Annotated in this window: 18 protein-coding genes and 3 tRNA genes; 14 read left to right on the forward strand and 7 right to left on the reverse strand. The window is 58.1% G+C overall.

Annotation, left to right across the window (positions count from 1 at the left end; translation table 11 throughout):
* Window positions 1–3: 3 nt before the first annotated feature.
* The 4 genes from M0412_RS02900 to rlmB form a co-directional block, all read right to left on the reverse strand.
* Window positions 4–405, reverse strand: a complete 402-nt coding sequence (locus M0412_RS02900; RefSeq protein WP_142840190.1) for a DUF2946 family protein — start codon at window positions 403–405, stop codon at window positions 4–6.
* 70 nt (window positions 406–475) lie between these two features.
* Window positions 476–1,069, reverse strand: a complete 594-nt coding sequence (locus M0412_RS02905) for a hypothetical protein (RefSeq protein ID WP_142840189.1) — start codon at window positions 1,067–1,069, stop codon at window positions 476–478.
* 5 nt (window positions 1,070–1,074) lie between these two features.
* Entirely contained in the window at window positions 1,075–1,467 is a 393-nt protein-coding gene (locus M0412_RS02910) for an acyl-CoA thioesterase (protein ID WP_142840188.1), read from the reverse strand.
* Between the two features lie 71 nt (window positions 1,468–1,538).
* Complete coding sequence (rlmB, locus tag M0412_RS02915; protein WP_142840187.1) at window positions 1,539–2,426, reverse strand: 23S rRNA (guanosine(2251)-2'-O)-methyltransferase RlmB; 888 nt, start codon at window positions 2,424–2,426, stop codon at window positions 1,539–1,541.
* Window positions 2,427–2,635: 209 nt separating this feature from the next.
* Between rlmB and M0412_RS02920 the strand changes: the two genes are divergently transcribed.
* From M0412_RS02920 to M0412_RS02930, 3 genes are all read left to right on the forward strand, one after another.
* Window positions 2,636–2,720 (forward strand) — tRNA-Tyr (locus M0412_RS02920).
* Window positions 2,721–2,745: 25 nt separating this feature from the next.
* Window positions 2,746–2,819, forward strand: a tRNA-Gly gene (locus tag M0412_RS02925).
* A gap of 509 nt (window positions 2,820–3,328) precedes the next feature.
* The gene (locus M0412_RS02930; RefSeq protein ID WP_142840186.1) at window positions 3,329–4,018 is read left to right on the forward strand and encodes an alpha/beta hydrolase; all 690 of its coding nucleotides are present in this window, start codon (window positions 3,329–3,331) and stop codon (window positions 4,016–4,018) included.
* Window positions 4,019–4,072: 54 nt separating this feature from the next.
* Here the strand turns inward: M0412_RS02930 and M0412_RS02935 are convergent, their stop codons facing one another.
* Window positions 4,073–4,399 carry a BA14K family protein gene (locus M0412_RS02935; RefSeq protein ID WP_269702990.1) on the reverse strand — a complete coding sequence of 109 codons (327 nt, stop codon included), beginning with the start codon at window positions 4,397–4,399 and terminating at the stop codon, window positions 4,073–4,075.
* 334 nt (window positions 4,400–4,733) lie between these two features.
* On the opposite strand from M0412_RS02935, the gene M0412_RS02940 reads away from it, so the two are divergent.
* Both M0412_RS02940 and M0412_RS02945 read left to right on the forward strand, forming a co-directional pair.
* Window positions 4,734–5,183 (forward strand): hypothetical protein, encoded by a 450-nt coding sequence (locus M0412_RS02940; protein WP_142840184.1) that lies wholly within the window; start codon window positions 4,734–4,736, stop codon window positions 5,181–5,183.
* A gap of 640 nt (window positions 5,184–5,823) precedes the next feature.
* Window positions 5,824–6,192, forward strand: coding sequence for an MliC family protein (locus M0412_RS02945; RefSeq protein WP_269702988.1), 369 nt, complete (start codon window positions 5,824–5,826; stop codon window positions 6,190–6,192).
* 481 nt (window positions 6,193–6,673) lie between these two features.
* Here M0412_RS02945 and M0412_RS02950 read toward each other — a convergent pair whose 3' ends face one another.
* Window positions 6,674–7,306, reverse strand: coding sequence for a TerC family protein (locus M0412_RS02950; protein ID WP_142840181.1), 633 nt, complete (start codon window positions 7,304–7,306; stop codon window positions 6,674–6,676).
* 402 nt (window positions 7,307–7,708) lie between these two features.
* Between M0412_RS02950 and tuf the strand changes: the two genes are divergently transcribed.
* Window positions 7,709–8,884, forward strand: a complete 1,176-nt coding sequence (tuf, locus tag M0412_RS02955; protein ID WP_080824790.1) for an elongation factor Tu — start codon at window positions 7,709–7,711, stop codon at window positions 8,882–8,884.
* Between the two features lie 67 nt (window positions 8,885–8,951).
* Here tuf and M0412_RS02960 read toward each other — a convergent pair whose 3' ends face one another.
* Window positions 8,952–9,539, reverse strand: coding sequence for a histidine phosphatase family protein (locus tag M0412_RS02960; protein WP_269703999.1), 588 nt, complete (start codon window positions 9,537–9,539; stop codon window positions 8,952–8,954).
* A gap of 194 nt (window positions 9,540–9,733) precedes the next feature.
* On the opposite strand from M0412_RS02960, the gene M0412_RS02965 reads away from it, so the two are divergent.
* The 8 genes from M0412_RS02965 to rpoB all read left to right on the forward strand — a co-directional run bounded on the left by M0412_RS02965 (window position 9,734) and on the right by rpoB (window position 17,741).
* Window positions 9,734–9,809 (forward strand) — tRNA-Trp (locus tag M0412_RS02965).
* 183 nt (window positions 9,810–9,992) lie between these two features.
* On the forward strand, window positions 9,993–10,193 hold the full coding sequence (secE, locus tag M0412_RS02970) for a preprotein translocase subunit SecE (protein WP_003523719.1): 201 nt from the start codon (window positions 9,993–9,995) through the stop codon (window positions 10,191–10,193).
* 32 nt (window positions 10,194–10,225) lie between these two features.
* On the forward strand, window positions 10,226–10,756 hold the full coding sequence (gene nusG / locus M0412_RS02975) for a transcription termination/antitermination protein NusG (RefSeq protein ID WP_046798156.1): 531 nt from the start codon (window positions 10,226–10,228) through the stop codon (window positions 10,754–10,756).
* 144 nt (window positions 10,757–10,900) lie between these two features.
* Window positions 10,901–11,332 carry a 50S ribosomal protein L11 gene (rplK, locus tag M0412_RS02980; RefSeq protein ID WP_027677153.1) on the forward strand — a complete coding sequence of 144 codons (432 nt, stop codon included), beginning with the start codon at window positions 10,901–10,903 and terminating at the stop codon, window positions 11,330–11,332.
* A 2-nt stretch (window positions 11,333–11,334) separates the two neighbouring features.
* Window positions 11,335–12,030, forward strand: coding sequence for a 50S ribosomal protein L1 (gene rplA, locus M0412_RS02985; protein WP_142840179.1), 696 nt, complete (start codon window positions 11,335–11,337; stop codon window positions 12,028–12,030).
* Between the two features lie 356 nt (window positions 12,031–12,386).
* Complete coding sequence (gene rplJ, locus M0412_RS02990) at window positions 12,387–12,905, forward strand: 50S ribosomal protein L10 (protein ID WP_142840178.1); 519 nt, start codon at window positions 12,387–12,389, stop codon at window positions 12,903–12,905.
* 59 nt (window positions 12,906–12,964) lie between these two features.
* A complete protein-coding gene (gene rplL / locus M0412_RS02995; RefSeq protein WP_142840177.1) occupies window positions 12,965–13,342 on the forward strand; it encodes a 50S ribosomal protein L7/L12 in 378 nt (125 codons plus the stop codon).
* A 262-nt stretch (window positions 13,343–13,604) separates the two neighbouring features.
* Window positions 13,605–17,741: a DNA-directed RNA polymerase subunit beta gene (gene rpoB / locus M0412_RS03000; protein ID WP_142840176.1), complete on the forward strand. Its 4,137-nt coding sequence runs from the start codon at window positions 13,605–13,607 to the stop codon at window positions 17,739–17,741.
* Window positions 17,742–17,866: the final 125 nt, after the last annotated feature.

The following is a 17,866-nucleotide window of genomic DNA, read 5'->3' on the forward strand; positions in this document are numbered from 1 at the left end:
GTTTCAGTTCTGCGGAGGGGCGGGCGGTGCGCGGGGGCGTGATTCCAGATTGGGCGGCGATGGCGGCAATGCCGCATCGAAGTTCAAAAAGGCGACTTCGTCCGTCGTAACGACACTGTCTGCGCGTTCGACAGGTGTGACCGGAAGAGTGGCAATGGTGGCCGATGCCAGCCGGCACAGCGTTCCGCAGCAGTCGGCGGCAATTTTGCCCGCCGGGTCCTGCTTTGCGGGCCCTTCGGGCATGTGGCTGGAACAGATGACCTCATCTGCCGCAAGCGCGGCCATGGCCATGTTGCCGCTGGTCAGGCCGTTGGCGAGACCCTGCAGGAGGAAAAGCAGGACGGCCAGCGTGGCGATGGCGCCAGCCGAGCTTCTGTCCTGCATGATCCTGCGAATATGTCCCATAAGGCCGGAATGCCATAATCGCGGCGAAATGTCACCGCGACACAATGACGGCATCAGGACGTTACGGTCTTCAGGCCAGCAGGTCGTAGGTGCGGAAAATCCAGGCGATCTGGTAGATCAATGCGAAGATGACGAGGAACCGGTGGAAGCGGCGGTTGCCGATGAAGGCGGCGGATGTGAAAAGAACGACGTAAATGGCGGTACGGATGAGATATTCCGGGCCGAGCGTTGCAAGATAGTCCTGTCCCTTCAGCAGCGTGTCACCGACATCGGTGACGAAAAGCGCTGCCAGAAAACCGAAGAACCAGCTTTTGCGGGAAAAGAAGTAGTCCTCATATCCCTTGTATTCCTTCATGTCGGTGGGAAACAGCAGCACGCAGAGGAAATAAAACAGCGAGCAGAACAGGATGAGGAACAGGAAAGCGCCGAAGCCCAGCACGTGGCCGGTGGCGGAAAGCCGGTGTTCCCACCACCAGAAATGCACCAGCATCAGAAACAGGAACGCCACCCAGCCGAGATGCAGCGGATAGATGCGTTCCTTCTTTGGGTGTTGCACGAAACCGGCAAGGCCGGTCAGCAGGCGGGCGAGGCTGAGGCCGACCACCATGCCCATGACGGCACGGATGTGCGAATAGGCTTCCGCGGCGTTGACGGCGGCCTCCATCGTGCCTACTCCCCCGGAGGAATGGGCGTCGGCTGCCCGTTTTCGTCCATCGCCACCATGATGAAGGTGCCGGCGGTGACCTTTTCCAGCTTGTCGAAACGCGACCGCTGTGCCCAGGCTTCAACCGTCAATGTGATGGAGGTGCGGCCGACGCGGGCGATATCGGTATAGATGGACAGCGTATCGCCGATCTTCACCGGCAGTTCGAAAGCCATTTCCTTGACCGCCGCCGTGACCACGCGACAGCGTGAGCGTTCCGCTGCGCGGATGCCGCTTGCCAAGTCCATCTGCGACATGACCCAGCCGCCGAAAATATCACCGGCGGGATTGGCGTCGGCCGGCATGGCAAGCGTCCTGAGCGTCAGCTCGCCGGTCGGTTTGATGGTCTGCTCGGTCATGTTGAAATTTGCTCCTTGCGAAAAAGCGCAGCATGCGTTGCGCTTTGTGATTTCGCAAGGAAGGGAAAGCGTCAGGACGACGCTTTGCCCAGAAATTGCTGCGTTGCGTAAAGGGCGATGGCCGCCGCATTCGACACGTTAAGCGATTTGATCTCGCCGGGCATATCGAGACGGGCGAGCGCCGAGACGGTTTCGCGAGTCTTCTGGCGCAGACCCTTGCCTTCAGCTCCCAGTACCAGCGCGACTTTTGCGCCGCTGAAGGTCTGTTCGATGGGGGCGGGGCCTTCCGAATCCAGCCCAACCGAAAAGAAGCCGAGTTTGTGCAACTCGCCCAGCGCATCCGCCAGATTGGTGATCTGGATATAGGGGATGAGTTCCAGCGCGCCGGAGGCGGATTTTGCCAGGACGCCCGACTCGGTCGGGCTGTGGCGCATGGTGGTGATGACTGCGCCGGCGTTGAAGGCGACCGCCGAGCGCATGATGGCGCCGACATTGTGGGGATCGGTAACCTGATCGAGCACGAGGACGAGCGGGCTGTCCTTCAGCGCGCCGAGCCTCTTGACCGGCAATGGCTTCGTTTCCAGCATCACGCCCTGATGGATCGCCTCGGGGCCGAGTACCTTGTCGATATCCTGCGGGGAAACCATCTCGACAGGGAAGGGCTGGGCGTCCGCCTCGCCGATATCCAGACGTGCAAGCGCATTCTGGGTGACGGAGAGCTTGACGATCTGCCGTTCGGGATTGGTGAGTGCGGCGCGCACCGTATGCAGGCCGTAAAGATGCACCTGATCCGGTGCAAGCTGCGGCGGCTTCCAGTCGTCCGCATCGCGGTTCCTGCGCCTCTGCTGCGGCGGAGTGGGGATTTCGCCCCTTTCGCGCTTGGCGTCGCGTACGGCGCGGCGCAGGGTGGCGTAGTGCGTATCGCGGGTGGATTTGTTGTTTGGATCGTCTTTGCTCATGGCGCCTTATATCTCCGCTAGGAGGCGCGCACCAGCCCCCGCGATAATCCACAGGACTGTAAACATGTTTGAATTTTTTCCCGAAAATTCGTGAAAGGGCGTGTTGACAGAAACGAACGAGGCCGTCATATACGCGCCACAGACGACGCAATGGCGCTTCGCCGCGGCAAAATCTGAAGAGCTTGGTAGCTCGATCCTAGCAGAAAGCTGGAGGGATGCCCGAGTGGTTAAAGGGGACGGACTGTAAATCCGTTGGCTACGCCTACGTTGGTTCAAATCCAACTCCCTCCACCATTCTGCACGGATCGAAATCACCACCGCGGGTATAGCTCAATGGTAGAGCAGCAGCCTTCCAAGCTGAATACGCGGGTTCGATTCCCGCTACCCGCTCCATTTACTCTCCCGGTACAATCAAAGACGTTCGTTAGATACGGTTTGCAGCGTTTTCTGACGCCCGCGAGATCGTGTAGGGCATCCAGCAATTCTGGTGTTAGAAATCGCGATATTGACTAAAGCGGTTGGAAGCCGGGCCGATCTCGCCCTCAAAATGTCGCGACTTGAAGTCGCCCATCAAAAATCTCGCTGGAAATCCAACCGCTCTTTCCAACATCGATAGAGTTTTTGGAGCAGGGGGCCATATGGGCTTGCCTGTCGACTATCTGATGTTACTCTCAATTCACGCAGTTGCGTAATCAGCGCTCGCCGGGCCAAGCCCACAGGTGACGCTATCGTGTTTACATATGATTTCGACCGGCACCATAACAGCATGCTACATTGCTCTCGCGGGGCCAGGATGCGCCGATTATTCCTGTCCCGGCAAGTGCAGTAATCACTCGACGCCAGCGAACGTCCGACAAGAGCGGCCAACGACCGGTGTCGTAATTCCAACCGAGGAGTGACACATGGGTTCGAAGCCGACGATTATTCTCGTGCATGGGTTCTGGGGCGGGGCTGCCCACTGGAGCAAAGTAATCGTCGATCTTGCCGGCAGAGGTTACACTCTCAAGGCTGTCGAATTACCACTGACATCACTCGCCGACGATGTTGAGCGCACCCGCAAGATGGTTGCGCAACAGGATGGCCCCGTTCTGCTTGTTGGACACTCCTACGGTGGCGCGGTCATCACGGAAGTCGGCAATCTGCCGAATGTTGTCGGGCTTGTTTATATCGCCGCCTTCGCCCCCGATGCAGGCGAGAGCCCCGGAGGCATCACTCAGCAGCATCCGCCTGCGGCGGTTGCAAATCTTGCGCCTGATGACGACGGTTATCTCTGGCTGCGCGCAGACAAGTTCCATGAGAGTTTTTGCCAGGATCTCAGCGCTGACGAAGCGCTGGTCATGGCGGTGACCCAGAAGGCGCCGCTCGCCTCGACTTTTGGAAATGCTATCTCAAAGCCTGCCTGGAAAGCAAAACCGTCCTGGTATCAGATTTCAACCGATGATCGGATGATCTCCCCGGAGAACCAGCATCTCATGTCGGCTCGATTGGGGGCTCGTCAGGTTATTTCGCTTGAAGCAAGCCACGCATCCCTTGCGTCGCATCCTGCCGCCGTCGCCGGATTGATCGACGAGGCGGCTAAAAGCGTATCGTAACTGGAGCCAGCTCCGGAACCTGCGTGCGCAACAGGCTGTTCTCCCAGCCGGGCGTTAATAGGGAGAAAGACACTGGGTGCGTGTCCCCGCAGGGGCCATGTAGCTGTTATCGGTCGGATGGTAGGAGGTGTATCGCGCCGCACACCATTTGACGTGGTTTATCTCCGCCTGCGACAGGGCGTAGCCATTCGATGTGGCTTCCTCACCCTTGCCCGCGGCGAAGGCGGATGCGGGATAGCCACGCTGGTTCGAATTCTGTGCCTGTTCCGGCGGTTCATAGGCCGGCTGTATAAGGCTCAGCGCGTGGGCGGGCATGACAGAAGCGCCAGATAATGCGACGCCAAGAGCGAGTGCGGAGATAGTCTTCGGCATCCTCAACATCGATAAATCCTCGTTATTCGTTCGGGATGCTAACGAAAATTTAGGAAATTCGTTCCGTGAGAGGGTTGACGCCACACGAACACGTGATTCTTCGCGATCGGTAAAAGGTGAGGCGGCGGGATTGGAGAGGTCGCTTGCGGCGGCTGTTGGGCCTTACGCGTCCACGCGCAAATGTGAGCCGGCATGATGCCGTCTTTACCAGGAAGATGCCGTGTCCTCTGAACACGTTTCATTCCCCCGTCAATTCGACTTTCCGTCCTTCCCGCACTGCTCGTTGACAAGCGGAAAATCCGGTCGGATAGTCGGCCGGCAATCATGCAAACGGGAGTCTTCAATGTTTAACAGGGTTGTCATTCTCTCATCCTTTGCGCTGCTGGCATCGGCAGCGTTCGTCTCCCCCGCAGCCGCACTCACCATGAAGGAGTGCAGCGTGAAGTATCAGGCGGCGAAAGCCGACGGATCCGCGAAGGACGTCAAGTGGAACGACTATCGCGCCAAATTCTGCGGTGCCGATGCGGCGGCCGAAGATGCGGCCGACGACAAGCAGGTCGCGGCTACAACCGACAAAGAACCCGAAAAAGCGACGACAAAGGCCCCGAAGGGCGTCGCTTTTCCGAGTGCTGTCGATAAGAAATATTCAAGCGAAACGCCTGGCAAGGCACGCCTGAAGACCTGTGTCGACTCCTACCACAAGAACAAGAATGACGGCACGCTCGGCGATCTGAAGTGGATTCAGAAGGGCGGCGGCTACTGGAGCCTGTGCAACACGGCGCTGAAGAGCTGACAAGCGACGGGGCGGCGGCCGACTGCCGTCGCCCGACCATCAGACTGATTCCAGAATCATATTGGCAGGCGGGAACGGTTTCAGCCGGGGAGGATGTGTTCATGCGCTCTCCATCGCCGCCACCAGATAGGGCAAAGGTGGGCAAGGCTTCTTATGGCCATGCAAGATGGTCAGGCGTGGCCGGGAATTAACTCTTACAGCCGGTAACATCCGGGGCCCTGGGGCAACCCCGTTTTCGGGCGGGTAAAATCTGTGAATAGTCCGTGATTCAGTATCTTGGTAGAAAGAGTTGATCCTGCGGTTCGACCCGCATCCAGCAATTCAACGGTAAGCGCTGTCCGGTGATGGCCGACCGGCAATGTGGGCGGATGACCAGACGATTTCGAAACTATCTCACAGTGCTGGCCATATCATTGCTGATGTGGGCGGTTATCCTTGGCGCCGCTTACTGGATGTATCGATAAGGGCACCGGGTGTGCCTTCCGGCATGAGCTGACAGCGGATAGACGTGTCGTCGATATGCTTCGGCATGTCCTCCGTCGTTCATGTTTCCGCAAATTCCAAAAGTCAGGAATGGTCCGCCCAATTTTGGCTTTGCTGTCGTGACCTTATGTTTCGACTGGATCAGGAAAGGGTCAACATGAGAAAATCCATCGCCATCACGTGTCTTGCAATCCTGTCGTCGGCGGTCGCTTCCAGCGCTCTGGCTGATGATCTGGTGATTCCGCTTCCGAAGGACACGACGATCGAGAAGGTCGAGGCTGTCTATCAATGCGCCGCCGACACGGTGGACGCCGTTTATTTCAATGCCGGCGATATCAGCCTCGTGCGGCTGGGGCTGAAGGATGGCGTCATCGTTGCCGCGAATGTCATTTCAGGCTCAGGCGCCAGATATCAGGGCGGCGTTCACGTCTGGTGGTCGAAGGGTGAGGAGGCCGATCTTTATGATCTGATGGCGGATCCGGAGATGAAGAAGCCGGTTCACTGCGTGGAAAAGAAGAAGTCCTGATCGGCAGCAGTAGCCTTTAAAGGAGCGGCGGCAGGGCGGTTATGAAACCTTGCCATGCCGCCGGTCAGTGTTGGTCTGCGCTTGCGTCGCGTTCAGACGAGAACGAGCGACGCCAGCAGCGCGAGAAGGATGAGGGAGCTTGCGACAACGCCGAGTTTCACCCTTCGACGGCGACGGGTACGACCGCCGCTCCAGTCATAAGCCATTGGCAGCTTTACCTTTCTTTTTATTATTATGACTTATTACTAGCTCCCTAGGCTTGCTTGTGGCTGACCTCAATTGCCAGAACCCATAGGCGAGAAATTACGATTTCCCTGCCTTGCCCGGATGTTGCAGCGGTTGAATCGCGTGATTCTCGAGGTGTGCCTGCCGGTGGGTCGAAGGGGTTTTCGAAGACGTTCATCGCGCTCGGCAGCGCGTAAAAAAGGCCCGGAAACCTTCACGTTTCCGGGCCTTTCAAATGGCGTTTCTGCGGGGCGGCTCAGCCCAGATAGGCCTTGATATAGGGCAAGACTTCGATCACGCCGTGATAGAGCATGTTGAGTGCCACATAGATGATGACCATCAGACCGAGATAGGAAATCCAGCGATAGCGGTGCAGCAGCTTGGCGACGAAGTTGGCGGCAAGCCCCATGAGGGCGATCGAAACGATGAGGCCGATCACCAGGACGGTCACATGTTCCTGTGCGGCGCCGGCAACAGCCAGAACGTTGTCCAGCGACATGGAGACATCGGCGATGACGATCTGAGTTGCGGCCTGAAAGAAGGTCTTGTGGCCTTTGGTCAGATCGGCTTCGTCGTCGGTCACCTCGTCTTCGATGGAGCCGGCAGCTTCGCGCAGTTCGGACCACATCTTCCAGCACACCCAGGCGAGCAGCAGGCCGCCGAACAATTGCAGCCCGACAATGGCGAGAAGCTGCACGGTGACGGCGGCAAAGGCGATGCGCAAAACGGTGGCGGCGATGATGCCCACCAGAATTGCCTTGCGGCGGAGATGGGCGGGAAGACCGGCGGCGGCAAGGCCGATGACGATGGCATTGTCGCCCGCCAGAACGAGATCGATCGCGATGACCTGTAAGAATGCCGTGAAACCGGCGGCTGTGAAGATTTCCATGGAATGGTCCTGAAACGGATAGAAAGGTCGCGGGGGAAAGCGACGGAACGAGATAAGGCATGGGATGGCGCCCAGCGCCGCATCGGGATCGCCCGTCTCCCCCCGGCGATGGATTGTCCTTAAGCCATCATGGCGGTGCAGGTAAAGAAGTTGTGATGGAAATATCTTAATTAGTGATCGAGAATAGCAGAAAGGCACTCCGCGCGGCTTGCGTCGATGTCATTCTTCCAAGGGTTTAAATGTCGCAAACAACACACCATATGCGGGCCTCGGGGCACGCTTGAAGCGCGTGCGCAGGCGCTTTCACAATTAAGTCTTGCGCATTCGCTTACAAAGCCTTAAACGGCGACACCAAACCGGTTCGCCGGGGAAACTACTTCACGTTCACAGGAAGCAATTCACATGGCAAAGAGCAAGTTTGAGCGCAATAAGCCGCACGTCAACATTGGCACGATCGGTCACGTTGACCATGGCAAGACGTCGCTGACTGCCGCGATCACGAAGTTCTTCGGCGAATTCAAGGCGTATGACCAGATCGACGCCGCGCCTGAAGAAAAGGCCCGTGGTATCACGATTTCGACGGCACACGTTGAGTATGAGACGCCTGCCCGTCACTACGCGCACGTCGACTGCCCCGGCCACGCCGACTACGTGAAGAACATGATCACCGGTGCTGCCCAGATGGACGGCGCGATCCTGGTTTGCTCGGCTGCTGACGGCCCGATGCCGCAGACCCGCGAGCACATCCTGCTTGCCCGGCAGGTTGGCGTTCCGGCAATCGTCGTGTTCCTCAACAAGGTCGACCAGGTTGACGACGCCGAGCTTCTCGAGCTCGTCGAGCTTGAAGTTCGCGAACTTCTGTCGTCCTACGACTTCCCGGGCGACGATATCCCGATCGTCAAGGGTTCGGCACTTGCCGCTCTTGAAGATTCTGACAAGAAGATCGGTGAAGACGCGATCCGCGAGCTGATGGCCGCTGTTGACGCCTACATCCCGACGCCTGAGCGTCCGATCGACCAGCCGTTCCTGATGCCGATCGAAGACGTGTTCTCGATCTCTGGCCGTGGTACGGTTGTGACGGGTCGCGTTGAGCGCGGTATCGTCAAGGTTGGTGAAGAAGTCGAGATCGTCGGCATTCGTCCGACCTCGAAGACGACGGTTACCGGCGTTGAAATGTTCCGCAAGCTGCTCGATCAGGGCCAGGCTGGCGACAACATCGGTGCTCTGGTTCGCGGCGTTACCCGTGACGGCGTTGAGCGTGGTCAGATCCTGTGCAAGCCGGGTTCGGTCAAGCCGCACAAGAAGTTCATGGCAGAAGCCTACATCCTGACGAAGGAAGAAGGCGGCCGTCATACGCCGTTCTTCACGAACTACCGCCCGCAGTTCTACTTCCGCACGACGGACGTTACCGGCATCGTTTCTCTGCCGGAAGGCACGGAAATGGTTATGCCTGGCGACAACGTCACGGTTGAAGTCGAGCTGATCGTTCCGATCGCGATGGAAGAAAAGCTGCGCTTCGCTATCCGCGAAGGCGGCCGTACCGTCGGCGCCGGCATCGTGGCCTCGATCGTCGAGTAATCTTTTCCCGTAAGGGATTTGAGAAAACCCCGCTGGAGACAGCGGGGTTTTTTATTGCAAAAAAGCCTCAGCAATCGATCCGGGCAATGTCGCCGTGCCTGAGATGGAAGAACGCGTCTTGCGGTACTTCGAGGCGCAGTGTCTCGTCTTTCGGGAGGCTCGCATAAACGCCGCGTAATATCCGGCTGGTGATGCCGTGGCAGATGATGATCGCGTCGCGGGCCTGCCTCTGTTTGATCGTCTCCAGGCTGCGGGTGACGCGGTCCGTCATTCTCTCAAATGTTTCACCCCCGGGGGCGTGAAAAAACCACTCATGCCGGTCCAGTCCGTCGCGCATGCCGGGATATTCGTGATCGATCTCGTAATCCGTCATGCCATCCCATGCACCCATGCCGATTTCCATCAGACCCGGATCGAGGGTGATGCCGTCTATCACGCCGATCTCACGGGCTATGATCTCGCAGGTCTGCCGTGCCCGTCCGAGCGGGCTCGAGAAAACATGCGCTTCACCTGTGCCGGTCAGCGCGGCGAGCTTACGCCCCATGCGCGCCGCCTGTTGTCGTCCCAGCTCCGTCAACGGCGAATCGACCTGACCCTGCCAGCGCTGGACGGCATTAAATTCGGTCTGGCCGTGACGGACGAGATAGATGCTCATGGGTTTTTCCTGTTGGGGAGTGTGAGAAAGATCAAGGGAATAGGCATTGTGCCGGGTGGGGCAGGCGGCTCGTCCGTGTATTTTGCCAGACATTGTGAAAAAACGAAAAACACCCTTGCCATTCTTTTCCCGGCGTCTTAAAGGAGCGCATACCGAATTGGCCAAGCGATTTTCGCGGTCGATTACGGTGATGAAGGGGTATAGCTCAGTTGGTAGAGCGGCGGTCTCCAAAACCGCAGGTCGTAAGTTCGAGCCTTACTGCCCCTGCCACTTTCCATTCGCAAGCGCGGTCTTCGCTGCACGGCAGATGGCTACCGGATTTCCGGTGAATTTCGCGGAATGTCGATTTCCTCTTGTTAAAAGTGGAATCGGTGTTTATGTAGGTCAAAACAGACACGCGGTGCGTGGGGCTGATTAGTTCGGCTTTACGCGCCGTAATTGCGTGGGCAGTCAATGGCATCCAAAACCAATCCGTTTACGTTTCTGCAGCAGGTTCGCGCCGAAGCGTCAAAAATTACTTGGCCGTCGCGCCGCGAGACCATGATTTCGACGGCTATGGTGCTGGTGATGGTCATTTTTGCGGCTCTGTTCTTCTTTGCTGCAGACCAGCTCATCGGCTGGCTGCTCAGCCTCGTGCTGAACGTAGGCCGGTAACGGCCTGGTGAAGGATTGAACGGAGAATAAAAATGGCAGCACGCTGGTATATCGTTCACGCATATTCGAATTTCGAAAAGAAGGTCGCCGAGTCGATCGAGGAAAAGGCCCGCCAGAAGGGTCTTGATCATCTTTTCGAGAAAATCCTCGTGCCGACCGAAAAGGTTGTCGAGGTGCGTCGCGGCCGTAAGGTTGATAGCGAACGCAAGTTCTTTCCGGGTTACGTGCTGGTGCGCGCCAACCTGACGGATGAGGCCTATCACCTCATCAAGAACACGCCGAAGGTTACCGGTTTCCTCGGTTCGGACAATAAGCCTGTTCCGATTCCCGATTATGAAGCCGATCGTATTCTCGGTCAGGTTCAGGAAGGTGTCGAGCGTCCGAAGTCTTCGGTTTCGTTCGAGATCGGCGAGCAGGTTCGCGTTTCCGACGGTCCGTTCGCGTCGTTCAACGGCGTGGTGCAGGATGTCGACGAAGAGCGTTCGCGCCTGAAGGTGGAAGTTTCGATTTTCGGCCGCGCTACGCCGGTCGAGCTGGAATACAATCAGGTCGAGAAGGTCTGATTGGAGGGGTGAAACCCCAAGCGCGTGGAAGGCAATCTGGCTCTTAAAGCCGGGGCAGGGCGCCGCACCACGCAACCGCAGCCGCCGGAGCGATCCGGCTAGAGAGAAGCCGGGTAACCGGTTTGAATTGAAAGGCAGAGAGATATGGCTAAGAAAGTTGCAGGCCAGCTCAAGTTGCAGGTAAAGGCTGGGTCGGCCAATCCGTCCCCGCCGATCGGTCCGGCACTTGGTCAGCGTGGCATTAACATCATGGAATTCTGCAAGGCGTTCAATGCCGCCACGCAGGAAATGGAAAAGGGTATGCCGATCCCGGTCGTCATCACCTATTACCAGGACAAGTCCTTCACCTTCGTCATGAAGCAGCCGCCGATGACCTATTGGCTGAAGAAGGAAGCTAAGATCACCTCCGGTTCCAAGACGCCTGGCAAGGGCGCCAAGGTCGGCTCCATCACCAAGGCTCAGGTCAAGACGATCGCTGAAGCCAAGATGAAGGATCTGAATGCAGCCGATATCGAAGGCGCAATGGCAATGGTTGAGGGCTCCGCCCGCGCCATGGGCCTGGAAGTGGTAGGTTGATCATGGCCAAGGTAGCAAAGCGCATTCAGAAGATCCGCGAAGGCGTGGATCCCAACAAGCTTTACGTTCTCACCGACGCCATTTCGATGGTCAAGGAACGTGCGGTTGCCAAGTTTGACGAAACCGTTGAAGTTTCGATGAACCTCGGCGTTGACCCGCGCCATGCGGACCAGATGGTTCGTGGCGTTGTCAACCTGCCGAACGGCACCGGCCGTGACGTTCGCGTCGCCGTTTTCGCCCGTGGCGTCAAGGCTGATGAAGCCACGGCTGCCGGCGCTGACGTTGTTGGCGCGGAAGAACTGGTTGAAATCGTTCAGGGCGGCAAGATCGACTTCGATCGTTGCATCGCGACCCCGGACATGATGCCGCTCGTCGGCCGTCTCGGCAAGGTACTCGGCCCGCGTGGCATGATGCCGAACCCGAAGGTCGGTACGGTGACGATGGATGTTGCCGGCGCCGTCAAGGCGTCCAAGGGCGGCGCTGTCGAATTCCGCGTCGAAAAGGCTGGTATCGTGCATGCCGGTATCGGCAAGGCTTCGTTCGACGCCAAGGCTCTTGAAGAAAACATCAAGGCTTTCGCCGATGCAGTCATCAAGGCAAAGCCGACGGGTGCCAAGGGCAACTACGTCAAGCGCGTTGCGATTTCCTCGACCATGGGTCCGGGCGTCAAGATCGACCCTTCGTCGGTTACGGCTTAATCAATTCTCGCGCGTCTTTCGGGGCGTGTGACTAAAAGAATTTCCGGCTCTCAGGGAGCCGGAGATTTCCGGGGAAACCCGGAACTCCTGTCCGAGATTGCAGGTGGCCATGTCTTTCGGGATCTGGCCTTAATCATTCAACCTGCATGAGACGGGTGAGGCTGGATTTGAGACATCCAAGGATGTCTGACTGTCCGGTTCGAACCTGGTGTGCCTGTGCCTGGAGCCGTTTGCGGCGACAGAGCGGGGGACAGGATCCTCGAGCGTCGCTCGGGATCTTTGTAAGAAGGTCCCCTGGGGCAAAGGCAAACCCGACGGGTTCACAATCATGTGGTCCCGTCTACTGGAGACAGACAGTGGAAAGAGCGGAAAAACGCGAATTCGTCACGGAGCTGAACGAAGTCTTCAAGGCTTCCGGTTCGGTTGTCGTGGCCCACTATGCTGGTGTCACCGTTGCGCAGATGAACGACTTCCGTTCGAAGATGCGCGCTGCCGGAGGCACCGTCAAGGTCGCGAAGAACCGCCTGGCCAAGATCGCTCTTCAGGGCACGGAGTCGGAAGGGATGACAAATCTCTTCAAGGGCCAGACGCTGATTGCATACAGCGTCGACCCGATGATCGCTCCGAAAGTCGTCATGGACTTCGCAAAGACCAACGATAAAGTCGTTGTTCTCGGCGGCGCCATGGGTGCAACCACGCTCAACGCCGAAGCAGTCAAGTCGCTTGCGACCCTGCCTTCGCTGGACGAGCTTCGTGCAAAGCTGCTGGGCCTTCTCAATGCCCCGGCAACTCGCGTCGCTACGGTTGTCGCCGCACCTGCAAGCCAGCTTGCACGCGTGTTTTCGGCTTACGCCAAGAAGGACGAAGCCGCTTAAGGCGGTTTTTCGCTGTAATTATTCAAACTGGTTCGAACTGAACAAAAGGAACTATCAAAATGGCTGATCTCGCAAAGATCGTTGAAGACCTCTCCACCCTGACCGTTCTGGAAGCTGCAGAACTGTCGAAGCTTCTTGAAGAAAAGTGGGGCGTTTCCGCTGCTGCTCCGGTAGCTGTTGCTGCTGCTGGCGGTGCTGGCGTTGCTGCTGCTGTTGAAGAAGAAAAGACTGAATTCGACGTGATCCTGGTTGACGCTGGCGCCAACAAGATCAACGTCATCAAGGAAGTCCGCGCTATCACGGGTCTCGGCCTGAAGGAAGCTAAGGACCTCGTTGAAGGCGCTCCGAAGGCTGTCAAGGAAGCTGTTTCCAAGGCTGAAGCTGCTGACCTCAAGAAGAAGCTTGAAGACGCCGGCGCTAAGGTCGACGTTAAGTAATCTTGCGATTGCTGGCGGGAAGGGGCTTCATGCCCCTTTCCGTCGTCATCGTTTTTAAAACTTATTACCCAAAAGCCGCGTGAAAATGGCTTTTGGGTAATGGGTTCTTCAAGAGAATGGTTCCGAACCGGCTCATCTAGGCAATCCGGCCTGATCGATCCGGGATGTGGAACGAGATTGATGATACCCATTGCTTGACGGGGTCGACTGGCCATCGGTTCCCGTCCGTTGCAGGCCCGGATGCAATTTTAAAGGAGCGACGATGGCTCAGACCCTTTCGTTTAACGGTCGCAGGCGCGTACGCAAGTTTTTCGGCAAAATTCCAGAAGTAGCGGAAATGCCGAACCTCATCGAGGTTCAGAAGGCTTCGTATGACCAGTTTCTCATGGTTGACGAGCCCAAGGGTGGCCGTCCCGACGAGGGATTGAATGCCGTATTCAAATCCGTATTCCCGATCACCGATTTTTCGGGCGCATCCATGCTCGAATTCGTATCTTACGAATTCGAAGCGCCGAAGTTCGACGTCGAGGAATGCCGTCAGCGCGATCTGACCTATGCAGCGCCGCTGAAAGTGACGCTGCGCCTCATCGTGTTCGATATTGACGAGGATACAGGCGCGAAGTCCATCAAGGACATCAAGGAACAGTCCGTCTACATGGGCGACATGCCGCTCATGACCAATAACGGCACGTTCATCGTCAACGGCACCGAGCGCGTCATCGTTTCGCAGATGCACCGTTCGCCGGGCGTGTTCTTCGATCACGACAAGGGCAAGAGCCATTCTTCCGGCAAACTTTTGTTCGCTGCCCGCGTCATCCCGTATCGCGGTTCCTGGCTCGACATCGAGTTCGACGCCAAGGACATCGTCTATGCGCGTATCGACCGTCGCCGCAAGCTGCCCGTGACCTCGCTCCTGATGGCGCTTGGCATGGATGGTGAAGAAATCCTGTCGACCTTCTACACCAAGGCTTCCTACGAGCGCTCCGGCGATGGCTGGCGCATTCCGTTCCAGCCTGAGACGCTGAAGAATGCCAAGGTCATCACCGACATGATCGACGCCGATACCGGCGAAGTCGTTGTCGAGGGTGGCAAGAAGCTGACCCCGCGCCTCATCCGCCAGCTCTCCGAAAAGGGCCTCAAGGCGCTGAAGGCGACCGACGAGGACCTGTACGGCAACTATCTGGCCGAAGACATCGTCAACTACGAGACGGGTGAAATCTATCTCGAAGCCGGCGACGAAATCGACGAGAAGACGCTCGGCATCATCCTGCAGTCCGGCTTTGACGAGATTCCGGTCCTCAACATCGACCACGTCAATGTTGGCGCCTATATCCGCAACACGCTGTCTGCGGACAAGAACGAGAACCGTCAGGAAGCCCTGTTCGACATCTACCGCGTCATGCGTCCGGGTGAGCCGCCGACCATGGATTCGGCGGAAGCGATGTTCAACTCGCTGTTCTTCGATGCTGAACGTTACGATCTCTCGGCTGTTGGCCGCGTGAAGATGAACATGCGTCTCGACCTCGACGCGGAAGACACCGTGCGCACGCTGCGCAAGGAAGACATCCTCGCGGTCGTCAAGATGCTGGTCGAACTGCGCGACGGCAAGGGCGAAATCGACGACATCGACAACCTCGGCAACCGCCGTGTTCGTTCTGTCGGCGAGCTGATGGAAAACCAGTATCGTCTGGGCCTTCTGCGCATGGAACGTGCGATCAAGGAACGTATGTCCTCGATCGAAATCGACACCGTGATGCCGCAGGACCTGATCAATGCGAAGCCGGCAGCTGCCGCGGTTCGCGAATTCTTCGGTTCCTCGCAGCTGTCGCAGTTCATGGACCAGGTGAACCCGCTTTCGGAAATCACCCACAAGCGTCGTCTTTCGGCTCTTGGACCGGGTGGTCTGACCCGTGAGCGCGCCGGCTTTGAAGTCCGTGACGTTCACCCGACCCATTATGGCCGTATTTGCCCGATCGAAACGCCTGAAGGCCCGAACATCGGTCTGATCAACTCGCTTGCAACCTTTGCCCGTGTGAACAAGTACGGCTTCATCGAAAGCCCGTACCGCAAGATCACCGACGGCAAGGTGACGACCGACGTGATCTACCTCTCCGCCATGGAAGAGGCCAAGTACTACGTCGCACAGGCCAATGCCGAACTTGATGGCGAAGGCGCCTTCGTTGAAGAGTTCGTTGTTTGCCGTCACTCGGGCGAAGTCATGCTCGCACCGCGCGACAACATCAACCTGATGGACGTTTCGCCGAAGCAGCTCGTTTCGGTCGCAGCGGCTCTCATTCCGTTCCTGGAAAACGACGACGCCAACCGCGCTCTCATGGGCTCGAACATGCAGCGTCAGGCCGTTCCGCTTCTGCGGGCGGAAGCGCCGTTCGTCGGCACGGGCATGGAACCGGTTGTTGCTCGCGACTCCGGCGCTGCCATCGCGGCTCGCCGCGGCGGTGTGGTCGACCAGGTGGATGCGACGCGTATCGTTATCCGCGCTACGGAAGACCTCGATGCCGGCAAGTCGGGCGTCGATATCTACCGTCTGCAGAAGTTCCAGCGTTCGAACCAGAACACCTGCGTCAACCAGCGTCCGCTGGTCTCCGTCGGTGACGCCATCTCCAAGGGCGACATCATCGCGGACGGTCCGTCGACCGACCTCGGCGATCTGGCGCTTGGCCGTAACGCGCTCGTCGCGTTCATGCCCTGGAACGGCTACAACTACGAAGACTCGATCCTGATGTCGGAACGTATCGTTTCCGACGACGTGTTCACCTCCATCCACATCGAAGAATTCGAAGTGATGGCGCGCGACACGAAGCTTGGTCCGGAAGAAATCACGCGCGACATTCCGAACGTTTCGGAAGAAGCGCTGAAGAACCTCGACGAAGCCGGTATCGTTTACATCGGTGCGGAAGTTCAGCCGGGCGATATCCTCGTCGGCAAGATCACGCCGAAGGGCGAAAGCCCGATGACGCCGGAAGAAAAGCTTCTGCGCGCCATCTTCGGTGAAAAGGCTTCCGACGTTCGCGACACATCCATGCGCATGCCTCCGGGCACGTTCGGTACGGTCGTCGAAGTCCGCGTCTTCAACCGTCACGGTGTGGAGAAGGACGAGCGCGCGATGGCTATCGAGCGCGAAGAGATCGAGCGCTTAGCGAAGGACCGCGACGACGAACAGGCAATTCTTGACCGTAACGTCTACGGCCGCCTGATCGACATGCTGCGTGGCCACGTTTCCATCGCCGGTCCGAAGGGCTTCAAGAAGGGCGTCGAGCTTTCCAACGCCGTCGTCTCCGAATATCCGCGCTCGCAGTGGTGGATGTTCGCTGTCGAAGACGAGAAGGCCCAGTCCGAACTCGAAGCGCTTCGTGGCCAGTACGACGAGTCCAAGTCGCGCCTTGAACAGCGCTTCATGGACAAGGTCGAAAAGGTCCAGCGCGGCGACGAAATGCCTCCGGGCGTCATGAAGATGGTCAAGGTCTTCGTTGCTGTTAAGCGCAAGATCCAGCCGGGCGACAAGATGGCCGGCCGTCACGGTAACAAGGGCGTCGTCTCGCGTATCGTTCCGGTCGAGGACATGCCGTTCCTCGAGGACGGCACGCATGTCGACATCTGCTTGAACCCGCTCGGCGTGCCTTCGCGCATGAACGTCGGCCAGATCCTCGAAACCCACCTCGCATGGGCATGCGCAGGCATGGGCAAGAAGATCGGCGAGATGCTCGAAGAGTATCGCAAGACGATGGACATCAGCGAGCTTCGCAGCGAGCTGACGGAAATCTACGCGTCTGAAGCCAATGACGAGGTTCAGCGTTTCGACGACGACTCGCTGGTGAAGCTTGCCGAAGAAGCCAAGCGCGGTGTTTCCATCGCGACCCCGGTCTTCGACGGTGCGCATGAGCCCGACGTCGCAGCGATGCTGAAGAAGGCAGGTCTGCATGAATCCGGTCAGTCCGTCCTTTATGACGGTCGTACCGGTGAGCCGTTCGACCGCAAGGTCACCGTCGGCTACATGTACATGATCAAGCTGAACCACCTTGTTGACGACAAGATCCACGCTCGCTCGATCGGTCCTTACTCGCTCGTTACCCAGCAGCCGCTGGGCGGCAAGGCGCAGTTCGGCGGACAGCGCTTCGGGGAAATGGAAGTCTGGGCTCTGGAAGCATACGGCGCGGCCTACACGCTGCAGGAAATGCTGACCGTCAAGTCGGACGACGTGGCCGGCCGCACCAAGGTCTACGAAGCGATCGTCCGTGGCGACGATACCTTCGAGGCCGGTATTCCGGAGAGCTTCAACGTTCTCGTCAAGGAAATGCGGTCGCTCGGTCTTTCGGTTGAGCTGGAAAACTCGAAGATCGAGAACCAGCCAGAAGACCAGCTGCCCGACGCGGCGGAATAAAAATGAGAGAGGCGGGCGCCTTCCGGGCGCCTGCCGGTTTCCCGTCAGCCCGGCTGGCGTGGGACACTTTCGCCGCATTGTGCGGTTAATCCGTATTTAAAGCTCTGGACGGCGACCCGGGAAGA

Origin of the sequence: Agrobacterium sp. O3.4 (genome assembly GCF_041414895.1) — a bacterium.
In the GTDB taxonomy this organism is placed as follows: domain Bacteria; phylum Pseudomonadota; class Alphaproteobacteria; order Rhizobiales; family Rhizobiaceae; genus Agrobacterium; species Agrobacterium cucumeris.